This window comes from Nocardioides oleivorans, assembly GCF_004137255.1.
Classification (GTDB): Bacteria; Actinomycetota; Actinomycetes; order Propionibacteriales; family Nocardioidaceae; genus Nocardioides; species Nocardioides oleivorans.
The window spans coordinates 2,383,778-2,401,206 of sequence record NZ_SDWT01000001.1; the positions used below are offsets into that span (position 1 = coordinate 2,383,778).

The following is a 17,429-nucleotide window of genomic DNA, read 5'->3' on the forward strand; positions in this document are numbered from 1 at the left end:
CGAATTGTGGGGATATCCGGTCCCGACCCCCGAGGGGTCGACCGGGGCCGGACCAAGATCAGGATCGCGCGACTGGCGTGCGACGAGGGGTTGTGGAGACATGGGCATGACGCTGACGGGGAAGTCACGTTCGTGGGGTGTGAAGGCGGCCGTGATCGTGCTCGTCGCCTCGCTCAACGCCCTCCTGGGGCCGGTCGTGCTGGGTGGTCCGAGCGCCGCCAACGCCGCCGACCCGTGTGCCGCCGGCGGCAACAAGATCGCCTGCGAGAACTCCAAGCCGGGCACCAACCCCGACGTGTGGGAGATCGACGGCGCCGGTGACCCCGCGATCCAGGGCTTCGCGACCGACATCTCGGTCAACGTCGGGCAGAAGGTCGACTTCAAGATCGACACCACCGCCTCGGCCTACACCGTCGACATCTACCGGATGGGCTACTACGGCGGCCTCGGCGCCCGCAAGGTCGCCTCGGTGACGCCGAGCGCCTCGCTGCCGCAGATCCAGCCGGCCTGCGTGACCGACGTGCAGACCGACCTCTACGACTGCGGCAACTGGAAGGTCTCGGCCAGCTGGACCGTCCCGTCGACCGCCGTGTCGGGCGTCTACATCGCCCACATCAAGCGCTCCACCGGCGACGGCAGCCACATCACGTTCGTCGTGCGCGACGACTCGAGCACCTCCGACGTGCTCTTCCAGACCTCCGACCCGACCTGGCAGGCCTACAACACCTACGGCGGCGCCTACTTCTACGGCGGCGGCTCGCACGGGCGCGCCTACAAGGTCAGCTACAACCGCCCGGTGCTCACCCGTGGCCGCGAGCACGGGCGCGACTTCTTCATGTCGTCGGAGTACGCCATGGTCCGCTTCATGGAGCGCAACGGCTACGACGTGAGCTACTTCGCGGGCGTCGACACCGATCGCCGCGGCACGTTGCTGAAGAACCACAAGGTCTTCCTCACCGTCGGCCACGACGAGTACTGGAGCAAGGGGCAGCGCGCCAACATCGAGGCCGCCCGCGACGCCGGGGTGAACATCCAGTTCCTGTCCGGCAACGACGGCTACTGGAAGACGCGCTACCAGCCCTCGATCGACGGCACGAGCACCGCCTACCGCACGCTGACGTCCTACAAGGAGACGTGGAGCAACGACAAGGTCGACCCGGACCCGGAGTGGACCGGCACGTGGCGCGACCCGCGCTTCGCACCGACCAGCCGTGGCGCCGGCGTGCCCGAGAACGCGCTCATCGGCACCCAGTACCAGGTCAACTTCAGCGACCTCGCGATGACGGTGAGCGCCGCCGAGGGCAAGTACCGGCTCTGGCGCAACACCTCGATCGCCAACCTCTCCAGCGGCATGGCGACGCTCGCGCCGCACACCGTCGGCTACGAGTCGAACGAGGACGTCGACAACGGCTCGCGGCCCTCGGGACTCGTGCGCCTGTCGACGACCACCGGTGCGGTCCCCGAGTACCTCACCGACTTCGGCAACACCGTGGTCGCGGGCACGACGCGCCACAACCTGACGATGTACAAGGCACCCAGCGGTGCGCTGGTCTTCAGCGCCGGCACCGTGCAGTGGGCCTGGGGCCTCGACGCCTACCACGACTCGTCGTGGACGGCCGAGCCCGCCGACGTCCGCATGCAGCAGGCGCAGGTGAACCTGTTCGCCGACATGGGCGCCCAGCCCTCCACGCTGATGAGCGGCCTGGTCGCGGCGACGAAGTCGACCGACACGGTCGCGCCGACCGTCACGATCGCCAGCCCGGCGGCGGGCGTCAACCAGCCCAACGGCCAGAACGTCACCGTCACCGGCACTGCCGCCGACACCGGCGGCCGCGTCGCGGGCGTCGAGGTCTCCACCGACGGCGGCGTCTCGTGGAGTGCCGCCACCGGCACCACGTCGTGGACCTACACCTTCCGCCAGAAGGGGCTCGGCAGCTCGCCGATCCGGGTCCGCGCGATGGACGACTCGGCCAACATCGGCACCGCGGTCACCCGCGCCTTCAACGCCCAGTGCCCCTGCAGCATCTTCGGCAACGAGGTGCCCAAGGTCGCCGCCGCCAATGACCCCGCGGGCGTCGAGGTCGGCGTGCGCTTCGTGCCGCTGGCCGACGGCTTCGTGACCGGCGTCCGCTTCTACAAGGGCGCCGGCAACTCCGGCACCCACGTCGGATCGCTCTGGTCGAGCGCCGGCGAGCGCCTCGGCCAGGCCACCTTCTCCGGCGAGTCGGCCACCGGCTGGCAGAGCGTGACCTTCCCGACGCCGGTCGCGGTAGCCGCGGGTCAGACCTACATCGCCTCCTACACCGCGCCCAACGGCAACTACGCGCTCGAGAGCTGGGGCTTCTCGGCCAAGCCGCGCGAGACCGCGGCGCTGATGGTCGACGGCGGCTACGGCGCCCCGGCGGGCGGCGTCTTCGCCAACCCCGGCCAGTTCCCCAGCCAGAGCTACCAGAACGCCAACTACTACGTCGACGTGAGCTTCACGACGACCGACAGCTCGGCGCTGATCGCGCTCAACCAGTCACCGCTGCCGGGCTCCTCCAGCGTGCCCGCCACGACGAAGGTCAGTGCGCGCTACTCCAAGCCCCTCACCGCGGGCACCGCGGCGCTCGTCCTGAAGGACGCCAACGGCACGACCGTGCCCGGCACGACGGCGTACGACGCCACGACGCGCACCGTCACCTTCACCCCGAACGCCGCCCTGGCGGGCTTCGTGAAGTACACCGCCAAGGTGAGCGGCACCGACACCTCGGGCAACCCGGTGAGCTCCGGCGACACCTGGTCCTTCACCACCGTCAAGCCGCCGAACGCGCCCGGGGTCTGCCCGTGCACGCTCTTCGACGACTCGCTGACCCCGACGCTGATGGAGGACTCCGACCGCGACCCGGTGACCCTCGGCGTCCGGTTCACCCCGGACACCAACGGTCAGGTGACCGGCATCCGGTTCTACAAGGGCGTCAACAACACCGGCTCGCACACCGGCACGCTCTGGGCCGCCGACGGATCGGTGCTCGCGACCGGGACGTTCACCGACGAGTCGACGACCGGGTGGCAGACGCTGACCTTCGCCTCGCCGGTGACGGTCCGCAAGGACACGGCCTACATCGCCTCCTACCGTGCCCCGGGCGGGCGCTACTCGGCGACGCCGGGTGCGTTCTCGGCCGCCAACCTGTCGCGCTCGCCGCTCACGGTGACCTCGACGGCCGGCGCCTACACCTACGGCACCGGCGTCCCCAACAACTCCTCGACGACGAGCTACCTCGTCGACGTGGTCTTCGAGAAGGTCGCCCCCGCGATCGCGGTGACCGGGCAGGACCCGGCGCCCGGTGCGACCAGCGTCCCGCGCGGGTCGAAGGTCAAGGTCGGCTTCACGGCTCCGGTCAACGCGGCCGGCTGGACGATGACCGTCACCAGCGGTGGGTCCACCCTGCCGGGCAGCGCCGTCCTCGACGCGGCCGGCACCCTGCTCACCTGGACCCCGACCGGCCAGCTTCCGGCCGACGCGGTCGTCTCGGTCTCGCTGACCGGTGTGGTCTCCCGTGACGGAGCCGCGCTGGCCCCGCAGGCGTGGACGTTCAGCACCCGCAGCTCCGACTCGCTGACCTCGCAGAGCCTGTTCGGCGACGAGGTGCCCGCGGTCGAGTCGGCAGACGACGGCGCCCCGGTGGAGCTCGGCGTCGTGGTGACCCCGAGCCGCAACGGCTACGTCTCGGCCGTCAGGTTCTACAAGGGAGCCGGCAACACGGGCACCCACACCGGGTCGCTGTGGAGCTCGACGGGCACCCGTCTGGCCACGGTGACGTTCACCGGTGAGAGCGCGTCGGGCTGGCAGACGGCGAACCTGACGACGCCGATCGCGGTCACCGCCGGGACGCAGTACGTCGTCTCCTACTACGCCCCCGCCGGCCACTACTCCTACACGCAGAACTTCTTCGACAACCCGTGGACGGCCGGCGACCTGACGGCGCCGGCGGCCAACAACGGCCGCTACCTCTACGCGAGCGGCGGCGGGTTCCCGTCGTACTCGTGGGGTGCCGCGAACTACTACGTGGACCTGGTCTTCCAGCGGGAGGCGGCGAGCATCGCCGTCGACTCCCAGACCCCGGTCCCGGGGGCTACGGACGTCGCCGTCGTTACCAAGCCGTCGATCACGGTCACCGCACCGCTGGCCACCGGCTGGTCGATGACGCTCGCCACCGGCAGCACCAACGTGCCGGGCACCGCTGCGCTGTCGACGGACGGGAGGACGGTGACCTTCACGCCGACCGCTGCTCTCGCGACGGACACGCCCTACACCGTGACGTTGTCGGGTGCGACCTCGACCGAGGGCGCGGCGCTGGCGACGCAGACCTGGAGCTTCCGCACGGCGGCGCCCAACACGGTCTCGCTCTTCGACGGCCTCACGCCGGCGACAGCGGCGGTCAACGACCCGGACGCGGTCGAGCTCGGGACGGCGTTCACGCCGTCGCAGGACGGCACCGTCACCGGGGTGAAGTTCTACAAGGGCGCGGGCAACACCGGCACCCACACCGGGTCGGTGTGGGACGCGAGCGGCAACCGCCTCGGCCAGGTCACCTTCACCGGCGAGACCGCGACGGGCTGGCAGACGGCGACGTTCGCCACGCCGGTGGCGGTCACGGCCGGGTCGACCTACGTCGTGTCCTACTTCGCGCCGAACGGTCGCTACTCGGCCACCGGCAACTACTTCGCCTCGGCGCGGACCGTGGGTCCGCTGACGGCACCGGCCGGCAACAACGGCCGCTACCGCTACGGCAGCTCGGGAGGGTTCCCCAACGGGTCGTGGAACTCCACCAACTACTTCGTGGACGTGGTGTTCCGGGCGTCGCCATGACGCCTGAGCACCCGTTCGCGACCTGACCAGGGGGCAGACGCGTGACAGTGGGGGAGACGACCGTGTCGGGGGACCCGGTCGACAACGAAGTCGAGATCGAGACCGACACCGGTACCGAGACCGAGACCGAGACCGAGCAGGCAGCAGAGCAGGACCTGCGCAGGGACATCGGGCGCGGCGTCGTCTGGGCGGCGGCCGGCAACATCGTGATGCGCGTCGCCGGCATCCTCGTCACCGCCGTGGTGGCGCGGATCTTCTCGCCGGACGAGTTCGGCGTGTTCGCGATCGCGCTGGCGGTGTTCGTCGTCGTGACCAGCCTGGCCGAGCTCGGCATGGCCTCCGCGGTCGCGCGGTCGGTGATGGAGCCGGACGAGATCGCCGGCACGGTGTCGTCGATCTCCATCCTCGTCAGCTTCACGCTGGCGACACTGATGGCCGTCTTCGCCGGTCCGCTCGCGAGCCTCCTCGGCATGCCCGCGGCGGCCGGGCCGCTCCGGGTCATGTCGATCTGCCTGGCACTCACCGGCCTCTTCGCCGTGCCCGGTGCGCAGCTCGTGCGCGGCTTCCGCCAGGACCGCATCCTCATCGGCACGCTCGCCGGGTTCGTGCCGGCCAACGTCGTGCTCGTCGTGCTGGCCCTGCTCGGTCAGGGTGCGACCGCGTTCGCGTGGTCGCGGGTGGTCGGGCAGGTCGTGACCGGGCTGGTGTTCGTCTACTTCCTCGAGCGTCGCTACCGCCCGGAGTGGCGGCGCGGACTGGTCGGGCCGCTGATGCGCTTCGGCCTGCCGCTGGCGCTGGCCAACCTGATCAACTGGACGCTGCTCAACGCCGACTACCTCGTCCTCGGCCGGCTGCTGACCGCCGAGCAGGTGGGCGTCTACATGATCGCCTTCAACGTCGCTAACTGGACCACGGCCGTGCTCGGCTCGGTGCTCAACGGCGTCGTGCTCCCGGCCTTCGGCCGTGTCGGCGACGACCGGGAGCGGCTGGTCGAGTCGCTCGTCTCGGCGACCCGGCTGGTCGCGCTGGTGGCCTTCCCGATCGCCTTCTGCACGGTGGCGATGGCACCGAGCCTCGTCCACACCGTCTTCGGTGCCCAGTGGGACGCCGCCGGGCCGGTGCTGTCCGTGCTCGCCGTCTACGGCGCCTGCTTCGCCTTCACCCTGCTCTACGTCAACCTGCTGGTCGCGATCGGGGCGACCACGCAGCTGCTGCTCGTGCAGGTGGCCTGGATCACCGCGCTCGTGCCGGCGATGATCTGGGGCATCGAGGTGGGCGGCCTGGTCGGTGCTGCCTGGGCCCACGTGGTCGTCGTGCTCCTCGTCTCCGTGCCCGGCTACCTCTGGGCGATGCGGTCGGGGCTCGGCCCGCTGCCTGCGGCCATGGGTCGGGCCCTGCTGCGCCCCGCCGGTGCGGCGGCTGTCGCCGGAGCCGCGGCCTGGGTGTGCGACCGGGTGATCGACGGACCCGGGATGGGGCTGCTGACCGGCGGCCTCGTGGCTGTGGCGGTCTACCTCGTGGCCGCCCGGTCGATGATCGAGCACGACCTCCCGGAGGTCGGCCGGCTGCTCCGCAGGCTGCCCGGGCGTCGCCCGCGCCACCGTGGGGCGCACCGGTGAGCGCGCCGCTCCGCATCGGGTTCGTCCTCGAGGGCCTCGCCCTCGGCGGCTGCCCGCTCAACGCGATCGACCTCGCCCGCACGTTGCGGGCGCAGGGCCACCACGTCGTCCTGGTGGCGGTCGACGAGCAGCCTCGGGTGTCGGTGCTGCCGCGGGCCGAGGCGGCCGGCTTCGACGTCGTACGCATCCCGGCGGGCGCGGGGCTCTTCGGCCGGGCGCGACAGCTGGCCGCGATCGCGCGCGAGCACGACCTCGACGTGCTGCACGTCTTCGCCGCCTGGCTGGGCCGCAGCGCCGTCCTCGCCTGTGGGCTGTCCGGGCGGCGGGTGCCGGTGGTGCTCAACTGGCTGATGGACAACGAGTTCACCACGACCGGTCGCACGCCCCTGGTCGTCGGCACCGGGGGGCTGCACCGCGAGGCGGTCGAGGTGCACGGTGCCCGGTCCTACCTCCTCGAGCCGCCGGTCGACCTCGACCAGGACCACCCCGACGAGGTCGCCGGCAAGGGCTTCCGGGCGGAGCTCGGCATCCGGGAGGACGAGCTGCTGCTGGTCGTCGTCGGCCGGATCGACGAGCTCCCGCCGGGCCAGGAGCACGGCGTCGCCAAGCTTCCCGGGCTGATGCTCGCGATGGACGCGCTGCTCGCGCCCGGTGCGCCGGCCGCCCGGCTGGTGCTGGTCGGGGACGGCAGCGGCATGGCAGCCGTCGCCCGCCGTGCGGCCGAGGTCAACCGCGAGCTCGGCCGCGAGGGTGTGCTCCTCACCGGGGCGCTCGCCGACCCCCGCCCTGCCTATGCCGCTGCCGACGTCGGGCTCGCGATGGGCGGATCCGCGCTGCGGGTGATGGCCCACGGCAGCCCGCTCGTCGTCCTCGGCGACCACGGCTTCAGCCTCGCCGCCGGTCCCGACACCATCGGACAGTTCCTCGTCGACGGCTACTACGGCACCACTGCGCCGGCCGACCCGGTCGCGCACCTCTGGACCCAGCTCGAGCCGTTGCTCGACACCGACGAGCGCCGCGGACGTGGCCAGTGGGGCGTCGACCTCGTGCGCGAGCGGTACAGCCTGGAGGCGGGTGCCGCCACGCTGGAGGAGGTCTACCGCACGACCCTCGCCCACGACGACGCGTGGTGGGAACGCCTGGCCGACGTCGGCTACCTGGCCGCGCGCGACCTCCTCGGCCGGGCGCGCTCGCTGCGCGCTCGCGCGGCGGGGGCCACGTCATGAGCCGGGTGCTCCTCGTCAGCCACGAGGCGTCGCGCACGGGGGCGCCCCGCATCGCCGCGCTCGTGGCGCGCGGGCTCGTCGAGCAGGGTCACCGGGTGCGGATCGTCTCGCAGCGCCCCGGCCCGCTCGTCGACGACTTCGCCCGGGTCGCGCCGACCCGGGTGCCCCCGCTGTGGCGGGTGCTGCGGCGCCTGTGGTCGCGGCAGGGTCGTCTCCGCACCCGCGTCGCCGGAACCCTCGAGGTCGCCACCGCGCTCGCCGTGGTCGCCGCCCACCGGCCCGACGTCGTGTACGTCAACTCGACCTCGTCCGCCGGCTACGTCCGTGCCGCGTCGATCCTGCGCAAGCCCTCCGTGCTGCACGTCCACGAGTCGGGCGAGGTCCTCCGCGGGTTCCTCGACCGGGTCGGCATCCCCGGCCTGCCGACCGGGCGCGTGCGCCTGGTGGCGTGCTCGCCCAGCGTCGCCGACGCCCTCGTCGCGCTCGGCGCACCACGCGACGAGGTCGACCTGCTGCTGTCGATCCCTGACGCGACACGGGTGCTGGACGTCGTACCCGCTCCTGCAGCCCTGCTCCCGGCGGCGGCCCGTCGTCCAGTCGTCGTGGGGTGCGTCGGCGCCGTCGAGCACCGCAAGGGCGTGGACCTCTGGCTCCAGGTCGCCCGGCTCCTCGTCTCCTGCTCGCCGCCCGGCAGCCTGCGCTTCGTCTGGGTCGGCGACGGCGAGCCGCCGGCGGAGGCCGCGACCATCGCCGGTGTCGAGTTCCCCGGCCACTCCGCGAACCCGTCCGCCGCCGTGGCGGAGTTCGACGTGATGACCCTGCCCTCGCGAGACGACCCCTTCCCGCTCGTCGTGATGGAGGCGATGCTCCAGGGCAAGCCCGTCGTCGCCTTCGACGTCGGCGGGGTCGCCCACCAGCTCGGGGACACCGGCGTCCTCGTCCCGCGCGAGGACATCGAGTCCTTCGCCCGCGAGGTGTCCCGCCTCGTCGCCGACGTGGACCGCCGCCAGGTCCTCGGCATCCGCGCGGCGCTGCGTGCCGAGGAGCTGTTCTCCTGGGAGACGTTCGAGGCGGGTCTCGGCGACGTGCTCGACCGCTCGGTGTCCGCCGACCAGCCGATCGTCAGCAGCGGGCTCCGGGCGACCTGACAGCGTGGTCCTGGCGACGCGCGTGGCACATCACGGACACCGCACTGGGCGAGCCCACCGGACCTTGTCCCGCGAAGACGGAACCCGGTCAGGACGTCATGCGGGAGGGACCACGGGCGATGCCGAGCGCATGACGTCCGGCTCGGCGTCCGGCTCGGCGTCCGGCGTCTCGTCCGGGGCCTGGGGCTCGGGCGCGCCGGGCTCGTCGACCGCGAGCCGTCGCATGGCGCCGGCGACGCCGAGGACCAGGAACACGCACCCCGAGGTCTGGGGGAAGGCGAAGGTGTCGAAGAAGGCGAACGACGTGGCGCCGGCGAGGATCGAGGCCATCAGGGCACGGGAGAGCTGCCGGTCCTCGAGGGGTACGCCGTTGCCGGCCCGTCGAGCGGCGAAGAAACCGGTCGCGAGGAGGAGCAGCAGGCCGCCGAGGCCGAGGACCCCGCCCTCGATGAGGAGGCCGAGGTAGCCGTTGTCGAGGATCCAGTAGCGGGGCAGGAAGGTGCCGAAGCCACGGCCCAGGACCGGGCTGTTGGCGATGAACGCGCCGGCCACCTCGTAGCTGCCGGTCCGCGAGGCGACGCTCGGGTCGGAGTCGGCGTTGGAGAAGAGCCCGAGGATCGCGCCGAGCAGGCCCGGCACCGAGACGTAGAGCGCCGTCGACACCACCGCCATGAACCCGAGCGCCTGGAGCCGCTGCCGGTTGGTCCACGAGAAGGCGAGGACGAGCAGCCCGACGGCCGCGCAGAGGTAGGCCGAGCGGGAGACCGAGAGGTAGATCGAGAGGATCATCGGCACGAGCATCAGCCGGAAGGCCCACCGGTGGTAGGTCCCACCGGCGAGGGAGATGACCAGTGGCAGCGCCATCGCCAGCACCACGCCGTACTCGATCGCGCTGGCCGACGTGCCGCTCGGGCGCGCGAACCCGGCGCGTGCCCCGAGCTCGGTGACGGCGGCCGAGGTCAGCCCGGGGATGGAGAGACGGTCGATCCACAGCTGGTGGGTGACGTACTGGACGAAGCCCAGGATGGCGACCGCACCGGCGGCGAGGGCGAGGCGACGCAGCAGCGTGTGGAGCCGGTCGTAGGTGGTGATGCCGTCGCTGGCGAGCAGCAGGATCCCGGCCATGCCGAGCAGCCGGAGGATCCCGTTGTCGGCGACGCTGACCTCGTCACCGGGGATCGGCCCGGACATCGCGTGGGCGTAGACCAGGAACATCACCAGCAGCCAGCCGAGCATCGCCGCCCGCACCGGCTGGAAACCGGTGGTGTGCGGCTCGGTGCGACGCACGTGGAACCACAGCCACCAGAAGAACGCACCGACACCGAGCAGGTTCGACGGGCTGCCCGCGCTGCCGAGCGAGGGCACCACCATCGACGACGGGATGCCCCACAGCAGCACGAGGTAGATCGTGAGCAGGGACGTCGCGTCGAATCCGCGCCGTGAGACGGCGTCGTTCATCGGTTCCTGCCGGCTGCTCTCGTCCGGGGCTTGGCCACCGGGGCGTCCCGGAAGCGGTGGCTGTCACGGGGACCCGAGCCGTTGTGCAGCCACTTCGAGCGGGCCGGGCTCACCGCCAGCTCGGACTCCACCGGGATCCGGTAGGTGTAGACCGGCTCCTCGACGTCGTCGTCCACCTCGACCGGGTCGTCGACCTCGTCCTCGTCGTCCACTTCGTCGTCCACCTCGTCCTCGGCCACGTCCTCGGACGCGTCCTCGTAGGGGTCGTCGAAGGGGTCGAGCGGCGCAGCCGCCGCCTCCTCCTCGGCGAGCCGGACCTCCTCGGCCTCGCGGGCCGCCCGCAGCGCACGGGAACGGGCCCGGGCGAGCAGCAGCGAGTCGACGAGCGCCAGCAGCAGCAGGCCGAGACCGCCCGCGACCGCGGTGGTCATCAGACCGGCACGGATCTGGCCCTTGCGCACCACCGCCGGACGCGAGTCCTGGGTCAGCTTGCGGGCCGTGACGAGTCCCTCCTGCGGCAGCCCGAGGCCACCCTGGAGGTCGTCGAGGATCTGCGGCACCCGGCCCATCAGCTCCTCGAGCGCTGCCGAGGTGCCGGCCGTGGTGTCGCCCTCGACGTCGAACAGGATGATCGGCGCGCTGTTGGTGAAGTCGGGCGTCGCCTCGTAGGACGTGCCCGGGAAGTCCTCCGCGAACTGCGTCTGGACGGTGCGCGACTTCAGTGTCCGGATGACCACGTCGCGTGCCTGGTTGACGCCGGCCAGCTCGAGGTAGGGGTTGCCCACCGTGGTGGTCTCGCCCTCCTTCTTCATCGACGTCGCCGGTGGGAAGACCAGGGCCGAGCCCTCGGCCTCGTAGGTCGGACCCACCACGTCGCGCACGACGTAGGTGGTCGCTCCGACGGTGAGTGCCAGCACCACCAGTGAGAGGTACCAGCGGCGCACCAACGTGCGCCAGAAAACCCGCAGCTCCACGCTGCCCCCTTGCTTCTGCGTGATCAGCTCGACCCCGAGAGTTCCACGACCTCGGGCCGGTCGGCCGGGCTCGTGGACCCCTTCCCACAAATGGGGTACGTGGTCCTCGCACCGGGCGACTGGGGCGTGCTTGTTCCTACGGTGGTCCCATGGTTGACGGACCCAGGGGGGTGGACGTCGCTCCCATCCGGGACGAGGACGTCCAGGCCGTCGGTGAGTTCCTGCACCGGCACTTGAACAGTCGCCTCAGCGGCCGGCTGTGGGCGCGCTCGGCGCTGCCGACGTGGACCGTCGACGCGCCCAACCACGGCTTCCTCCTGCGCCAGGGCGACGACATCGTCGGCGTCTACCTCGCCTTCTACTCCGAGCGGCCGGTGGCGGACGGGACCGGGTCCCGCAAGGTCTGCAACCTCGCCGCGTGGTGCGTGCTGGAGGAGCACCGCGCCCACGGCGTACGACTGGTGCGGGCGATGCTGCGCCAGAAGGGCTACGACTTCGTCGACCTGTCGCCCAGCGGCAACGTCGTCGACCTCAACACCCGCCTCGGCTTCGAGTTCCTCGACACGACCTCGGCGATGGTGCCCAACGTGCCGCTGCCCTCACGTCGGGGCGTGCGGGTGCTGACCCGGCCCACGGACATCGAGCGGGCGCTGCCCGAGCACGAGCTCGCGGTCTACCGCGACCACCGCCACGCCGGCGCCGCCTGGCACTTCGTCGTCCAGGTGGGCGAGGAGTCCTGCTACGTCGTCGCTCGCCGCGACCGGCGCAAGCGGATGCCGGTCTTCGCGACGCTGCTCCACGTCTCGGACCCCGCCGTGCTCGCCCGCGCCGGCCACGCGCCGTACCGCCACCTCCTCCTGCGGCACCGCACCCTCGTGACCCTCGCCGAGCACCGCGTCGCGGGCCGGCCGCCGCGCCTGTCGCGGCCCCAGCGCGCGCCGCGCCGCCGGATGTACCGCAGCCCGCACCAGACCCCGGCCTCGTCCATCGACTACCTCTACAGCGAGCTGACATGCGTGCCCTGGTGAACCCGACCCGACCCGCGACCCGCACCCGCCTCCACCACCTCGTCGAGGAGCAGGCGCACCTGCGCAGCGAGCGCACGGCACTGACCCACGGCAGCTCGTCGCTCACCTATGCCGAGCTCTGGGACCGCGTCGCGCACCTGGGTGCCGTCCTCGCCGACCTCGGCCTCGACCGCGGCGACCGGGTGGCGATCTTCCTCGACAAGCGCCCGGACACCGTCGCCTCGATCTTCGGCACCTCGGTCGCCGACGGCGTCTTCGTGCCGGTCAACCCGGTGCTCAAGGCGCCGCAGGTCTCCTACATCCTCGGCGACTGCGGCGTGCGGGTGCTGGTCACGACCCGCCAGCGCTGGGAGTCGGTGCGCGAGGAGGCGAAGGAGTGCGCGGCCCTCGAGCACGTGCTGCTCGTCGACGCCGAGCCCGGCACGTCCGACGGTTTCGTGCACGCCCTGGCGGACTTCGCCGACCTCGCGCCCGTCGACCTGACCGGCTCCACCGTCGACCTCGACATGGCCGCCATCCTCTACACCTCCGGCAGCACCGGCCGTCCGAAGGGCGTCGTGCTCAGCCACCGCAACCTGCTGGTCGGCGCGGAGAGCGTCAGCACCTACCTCGCGAACTCCGAGGACGACGTGATCCTCTCGGCGCTGCCGCTGAGCTTCGACGCCGGCCTGAGCCAGCTCACGACCGCCTTCTCCGCCGGAGCTCACGTCGTGCTGCTCAACTACCTGCTGCCGCGCGACGTGCCGAGGCTGTGCGCGAAGCACGGCGTCACGGGCCTCACCTGCGTGCCGCCGCTGTGGCTGCAGCTGGTCACCGTCGAGTGGCCGCCGGAGGCGACCGCGTCGATGCGCTACCTCGCCAACACCGGCGGCCGGATGCCGCGCGCGACGCTCGACCGGCTGCGCGAGATCTTCCCGTCGGCCAGCCCGTTCCTGATGTACGGCCTGACCGAGGCGTTCCGCTCCACCTACCTCGACCCCGCCGAGGTCGACGCCCGCCCCGACTCGATCGGCAAGGCGATCCCGAACGCGGAGATCCTCGTCGTGAAGCCGGACGGCACGCCGTGCGGGCCGGGCGAGGAGGGCGAGCTCGTGCACCGCGGCCCCCTCGTCGCGATGGGCTACTGGGGCAACGCGGAGAAGACCGCCGAGCGCTTCAAGCCGGTGCCCGGACCGGAGTCCGACTGGCGCGCGCCCGAGCTCGCGGTGTGGTCCGGCGACCGGGTGGTGAGCGACGAGGAGGGCTACCTCTACTTCGTCGGGCGCACCGACGACATGATCAAGACCAGCGGCTACCGGGTCTCCCCGACGGAGATCGAGGAGGTCGCCTACGACTCCGGCCTGGTCACCGACGCCGTCGCGCTCGGCCTGCCCGAGCCGGGCCTCGGCCACCGGGTGGTGCTCCTCGTGAGCCCCTACGGCGGCGACACGGTCGACACGACCGAGCTGCTGGCGATCATGCGCCGAACGCTCCCGCTCTACATGGTGCCGGCGGAGGTCGTCGTACGCCCCGAGCTGCCGCGCAGTCCCAACGGGAAGTTCGACCGGGTGCTGCTGCGCCAGCAGCTCGAGACAGCGCTCGACACAGCAGGGGAGCAGGCATGAGGACCGAGGACCACCTGGCCGCGTTCGGCCGCGACGGCAGCGAGCTGGTCGTCGCCGGGATCCCGCTGGGCCGACTGGCCGCGCGCGTGGGCTCGACGCCCTTCTTCGCCTACGACCGCGCCGCGATCACGGCCCGGGTCGCCGAGGTGCGGGCCGCGCTGCCCGACCGCGTCGGACTGGGGTACGCCGTCAAGGCCAACCCGATGCCCGCCGTGGTCCAGCACCTGTCCGGGCTCGTCGACTCCCTCGACGTCGCCTCTGCGGGCGAGCTCGCGGTCGCGCTGGACACCGGCCACGACGCGTCGCGGATCAGCTTCGCCGGCCCCGGCAAGACCGACGCCGAGCTGCGCCGGGCGGTGGCCGCAGGCGTCATCGTCGAGGTCGAGTCGCGCACCGAGATGCAGCGTCTGGTCCGCACCGGCAAGGAGCTCGCGGTGCTGCCGCGGGCCGCGATCCGGGTCAACCCGGCCTTCGCGGTCAAGGGCTCCGGCATGCGGATGGGAGGCGGCCCCCAGCAGTTCGGCGTCGACGCCGAGATGGTGCCCTCCCTGCTCGGGGAGGTCTCGCGCACCGACGTCGACGTGCTCGGCTTCCACGTCTTCGCCGGCTCGCAGAACCTCCGCGCCGACATCCTCGTCGAGGCCCAGGCCCGCACCGTCGAGCTGGTCCTCGAGCTCGCCGCGCATCTCCCGGACGAGGCGCGCTACGTCAACCTCGGCGGCGGCTTCGGCATCCCCTACTTCGAGAAGGACGAGCGGCTCGACCTCGCCCACGTCGGCGAGCAGCTCGGCGCGCTCCTCGAGGAGCAGGTGGCCGACAAGCTCCCCGAGGCCGAGGTGTGCCTCGAGCTCGGCCGCTACCTCGTCGGCGAGTCGGGGGTCTACGTCACCCGCGTGGTCGACGTGAAGGAGTCGCGTGGACAGGCGTACGCCGTCGTCGACGGCGGCATGCACCACCAGCTCGCGGCCTCCGGCAACTTCGGACAGGTGATCCGCCGCAACTACCCGATGGCGCTGGGCAACCGGCTCGGCGACACGGGATCCGGGTCGGACGCCGCCCCGGTCACGGTCGTGGGCTGCCTCTGCACCCCGCTCGACCTGCTCGGCGACCACGTCGAGCTGCCGCGCCCGGAGGTGGACGACCTCGTCGTCATCTTCCAGGCCGGCGCCTACGGCCTCACCGCCAGCCCGACCGCGTTCCTCGGCCACGACGCGCCCGCCGAGGTCCTCCTGTGACGCCAGAGCCCGTGACATCCGAACCGACAGCACCAGGGAGCACCGCCATGACCGCCAGCACCGACCTCTCCACCGACACCACCCTCGCGGGGGTCGTCGAGGTGCTCACCCGCACCCTCGGCATCGAGGACCGCGCCGGGTCGATGACCCGCGACACCGGCCTCTTCGGCGAGCTGCCCGAGCTCGACTCCCTCGGCGTCGTCGAGCTCGCCGCGGCCCTCGAGGACCGCTTCGACATCGAGATCGACGACGAGGACTTCACCGGCGAGGTCTTCGAGACCGTCGGCAGCCTCACCGACTTCATCGCCTCGCGCGCCTGAGCCGGGTCGACCACCAGCCATGACGTCCCGGGACCTCATCGTCGCGGCCCTGCGCCGCTGGTACGTCATGCTCGTCGGCGCCGTGATCAGCCTCGGCATGGTCTACGTCGCCACCCACCAGCAACCCGTCTACTGGACCCAGTTCAACGTGCTGCTGATCGGTCCCCAGGACCCCGAGTTCCCCAACTACCTCGAGGACCCGCGGTTCACGCTCTACCCGTTCGTCGGGGTCGTCGTCGACGACGTCAACGGCGGCGAGAGCCCGATGCTGACCGCGTCGGTCGAGACCAACATGGTCGGCCAGGGGATCACCGACGGCGTCCAGGTGCGCGTGCCCAACCTCGGCACCCAGTGGCGGCGCGAGATGACCGCGAGCTACATCGACGTCCAGGTGGCCGCTCCGACGCCGGAGGAGGTGACCCGGCGCTCCGACACGACCATCGCCGAGATCGCGGACTCCCTGGCGACCCGCCAGGACGAGCTCGGCATCGTCCCGGGGATGCGGGTCTCCTCGCGCCCCGCCACGAAGGCCCCGCTGATCTACCAGATCGGCGGCAACCCGCTCCGTGCGGCGGCCGCCACCGGGATGAGCGGCGCCGCGATCACGATCGCGCTCGTTTGCTGGCTCGAGCGCCGGCGCAACCGCCGCCTCGCGGTCGCCACGACGGCTTCGGCGACGACGTACGCCGAACCGGACCCGCAGGCGGGCACCGCCGCGGCAGCCGACCGCACGCCCGCGCTGGTCTGACCTCGGTCGTCGGCCTCAGCCGACGCGGAGCGGGACGGCCTGCGGGCGGCCCCACTCCTGCGGCAGGTGCGTCGCCGACGGTCCGCCGACCAGCCAGACCTCGCCCCACTGGACGCCGGCGAGCCAGGACCGCTGCCCGCTGAGCGCCGGCCACAGGCCGGGGAGGTCGCAGAGGGTGAGTCCGGTGACGAGCACGTGGTCGCGCTCGGACAGCGGCGCCACGGTGTCGGCGACGGCGTCGAGGCGGGTCGCCGCCATCACGACCGGCCGGTCGCGGCGGTCGAGGACGGTCGTCGCCCCGGCCACCCGGGCGAACGCGCCCGTCGGGTCGGCGTTGACCAGGTGCAGCGGGTCGCCGTGGGAGAAGTCGATGACGTCGACCTCGTGCGCGATGTCGGCGATGACCACCTGCTGACCGGTCGCGGCGTGGACGCGCGCGGCCGCGGCGGACTGCTTGAGCCAGGTCCTGCGCCACCGCTGCGATCGCAGCACCGGGAGGTCGCGCCAGTCGCGCCGGCCGGTCACGGTGCCGCACGTCGTGCGGATCGGCAGCTCGGCCGGGAACAGGTCGCCCACGTGCAGGTGCGCGTCGTCGAGACGGGCGAGGTTGACGGTGAGGCTGTTGTGCGTGATCGCGGTGTCGACGGCGCCCGCGCGGCGCCCGAGGGCCCGCATGCGCAGGGCGTACTCGACGGCGTACGCGTGCCAGGCGAGCAGCGGGTCCTCGCTGAGCGGGTGCTCGAGGAACGTCTCGCGGCGCGCCATGAGGAGCACCTCGTCGAGGGTCTGGACCTCGACGGGGGCGGGCGCGGGCGCGCCGATGAGGATCACCCGGTCGCGGAGCCTGCCGACGAGCTCGCCGGAGGAGGTCAGGCCGCAGGAGCCCAGGACGCCCCAGTCCGGGTCGTCGAGGGCGGCGGCCGCCTCGGCCAGCCGGGGCAGGTCGTGGAGGTAGACGTCCTGGTGGGCGAGGACGACCACGTCGTGCTCGGCGAGCCGCACGGCGTGGTTGAGCGCCGCGCCGGCAGAGGCGAACTGGTGGGTGGTGTTGTCGATCGGGAGGTACTGCACCTCGACGCCGCTGGTGGCGGCTGCGGCGATCGAGCGGTCGAGGCAGTGCCGTCGCACCTCGACGTCGTTGTACACGCACGCGATCGTCAGCCCCACGGTGTCCCCCTCCGGACGGTCTCGCGCCAGTCCACCACCCGGGCCGCCGC

At 72.3% G+C, this 17,429-nt stretch carries 12 protein-coding genes; 9 read left to right on the forward strand and 3 right to left on the reverse strand.

Annotated elements, in window-relative coordinates:
- Positions 1 to 106: 106 nt before the first annotated feature.
- Genes EUA93_RS11380 through EUA93_RS11395 form a run of 4 tightly spaced genes read left to right on the forward strand, consistent with a single transcriptional unit; the run spans position 107 to position 8,845 of the window.
- Positions 107 to 4,852, forward strand: coding sequence for a DUF4082 domain-containing protein (locus EUA93_RS11380; RefSeq protein WP_207208664.1), 4,746 nt, complete (start codon positions 107 to 109; stop codon positions 4,850 to 4,852).
- 47 nt (positions 4,853 to 4,899) lie between these two features.
- Positions 4,900 to 6,471, forward strand: a complete 1,572-nt coding sequence (locus tag EUA93_RS11385; protein ID WP_207208665.1) for a lipopolysaccharide biosynthesis protein — start codon at positions 4,900 to 4,902, stop codon at positions 6,469 to 6,471.
- Complete coding sequence (locus tag EUA93_RS11390; RefSeq protein ID WP_165355132.1) at positions 6,468 to 7,697, forward strand: glycosyltransferase; 1,230 nt, start codon at positions 6,468 to 6,470, stop codon at positions 7,695 to 7,697. Before EUA93_RS11385 ends, EUA93_RS11390 begins: the two co-directional genes overlap by 4 nt.
- Complete coding sequence (locus EUA93_RS11395; RefSeq protein WP_129400244.1) at positions 7,694 to 8,845, forward strand: glycosyltransferase; 1,152 nt, start codon at positions 7,694 to 7,696, stop codon at positions 8,843 to 8,845. Before EUA93_RS11390 ends, EUA93_RS11395 begins: the two co-directional genes overlap by 4 nt.
- A 96-nt stretch (positions 8,846 to 8,941) precedes the next feature.
- Here EUA93_RS11395 and EUA93_RS11400 read toward each other — a convergent pair whose 3' ends face one another.
- Both EUA93_RS11400 and EUA93_RS11405 read right to left on the reverse strand, forming a co-directional pair.
- On the reverse strand, positions 8,942 to 10,303 hold the full coding sequence (locus tag EUA93_RS11400) for an O-antigen ligase family protein (RefSeq protein ID WP_129400245.1): 1,362 nt from the start codon (positions 10,301 to 10,303) through the stop codon (positions 8,942 to 8,944).
- Positions 10,300 to 11,277 carry a hypothetical protein gene (locus tag EUA93_RS11405; protein WP_129400246.1) on the reverse strand — a complete coding sequence of 326 codons (978 nt, stop codon included), beginning with the start codon at positions 11,275 to 11,277 and terminating at the stop codon, positions 10,300 to 10,302. The genes EUA93_RS11400 and EUA93_RS11405 overlap by 4 nt, the downstream gene beginning before the upstream one ends.
- 149 nt (positions 11,278 to 11,426) lie before the next feature.
- Here EUA93_RS11405 and EUA93_RS11410 point away from each other — a divergent pair, with 149 nt between their 5' ends.
- Genes EUA93_RS11410 through EUA93_RS11430 form a run of 5 tightly spaced genes read left to right on the forward strand, consistent with a single transcriptional unit; the run spans position 11,427 to position 16,212 of the window.
- Entirely contained in the window at positions 11,427 to 12,305 is an 879-nt protein-coding gene (locus EUA93_RS11410; RefSeq protein ID WP_207208666.1) for a hypothetical protein, read from the forward strand.
- Positions 12,290 to 13,909: an acyl-CoA ligase (AMP-forming), exosortase A system-associated gene (locus EUA93_RS11415; protein ID WP_129400247.1), complete on the forward strand. Its 1,620-nt coding sequence runs from the start codon at positions 12,290 to 12,292 to the stop codon at positions 13,907 to 13,909. The genes EUA93_RS11410 and EUA93_RS11415 overlap by 16 nt, the downstream gene beginning before the upstream one ends.
- A complete protein-coding gene (locus EUA93_RS11420; RefSeq protein WP_129400248.1) occupies positions 13,906 to 15,144 on the forward strand; it encodes a pyridoxal-dependent decarboxylase, exosortase A system-associated in 1,239 nt (412 codons plus the stop codon). Before EUA93_RS11415 ends, EUA93_RS11420 begins: the two co-directional genes overlap by 4 nt.
- A gap of 47 nt (positions 15,145 to 15,191) precedes the next feature.
- On the forward strand, positions 15,192 to 15,464 hold the full coding sequence (locus EUA93_RS11425) for an acyl carrier protein (RefSeq protein ID WP_129400249.1): 273 nt from the start codon (positions 15,192 to 15,194) through the stop codon (positions 15,462 to 15,464).
- 19 nt (positions 15,465 to 15,483) lie between these two features.
- The gene (locus EUA93_RS11430) at positions 15,484 to 16,212 is read left to right on the forward strand and encodes a hypothetical protein (protein WP_129400250.1); all 729 of its coding nucleotides are present in this window, start codon (positions 15,484 to 15,486) and stop codon (positions 16,210 to 16,212) included.
- Between the two features lie 15 nt (positions 16,213 to 16,227).
- On the opposite strand, the gene EUA93_RS11435 is transcribed toward EUA93_RS11430, so the two are convergent.
- Positions 16,228 to 17,379 carry a glycosyltransferase gene (locus EUA93_RS11435; protein WP_165355133.1) on the reverse strand — a complete coding sequence of 384 codons (1,152 nt, stop codon included), beginning with the start codon at positions 17,377 to 17,379 and terminating at the stop codon, positions 16,228 to 16,230.
- Positions 17,380 to 17,429: the final 50 nt, after the last annotated feature.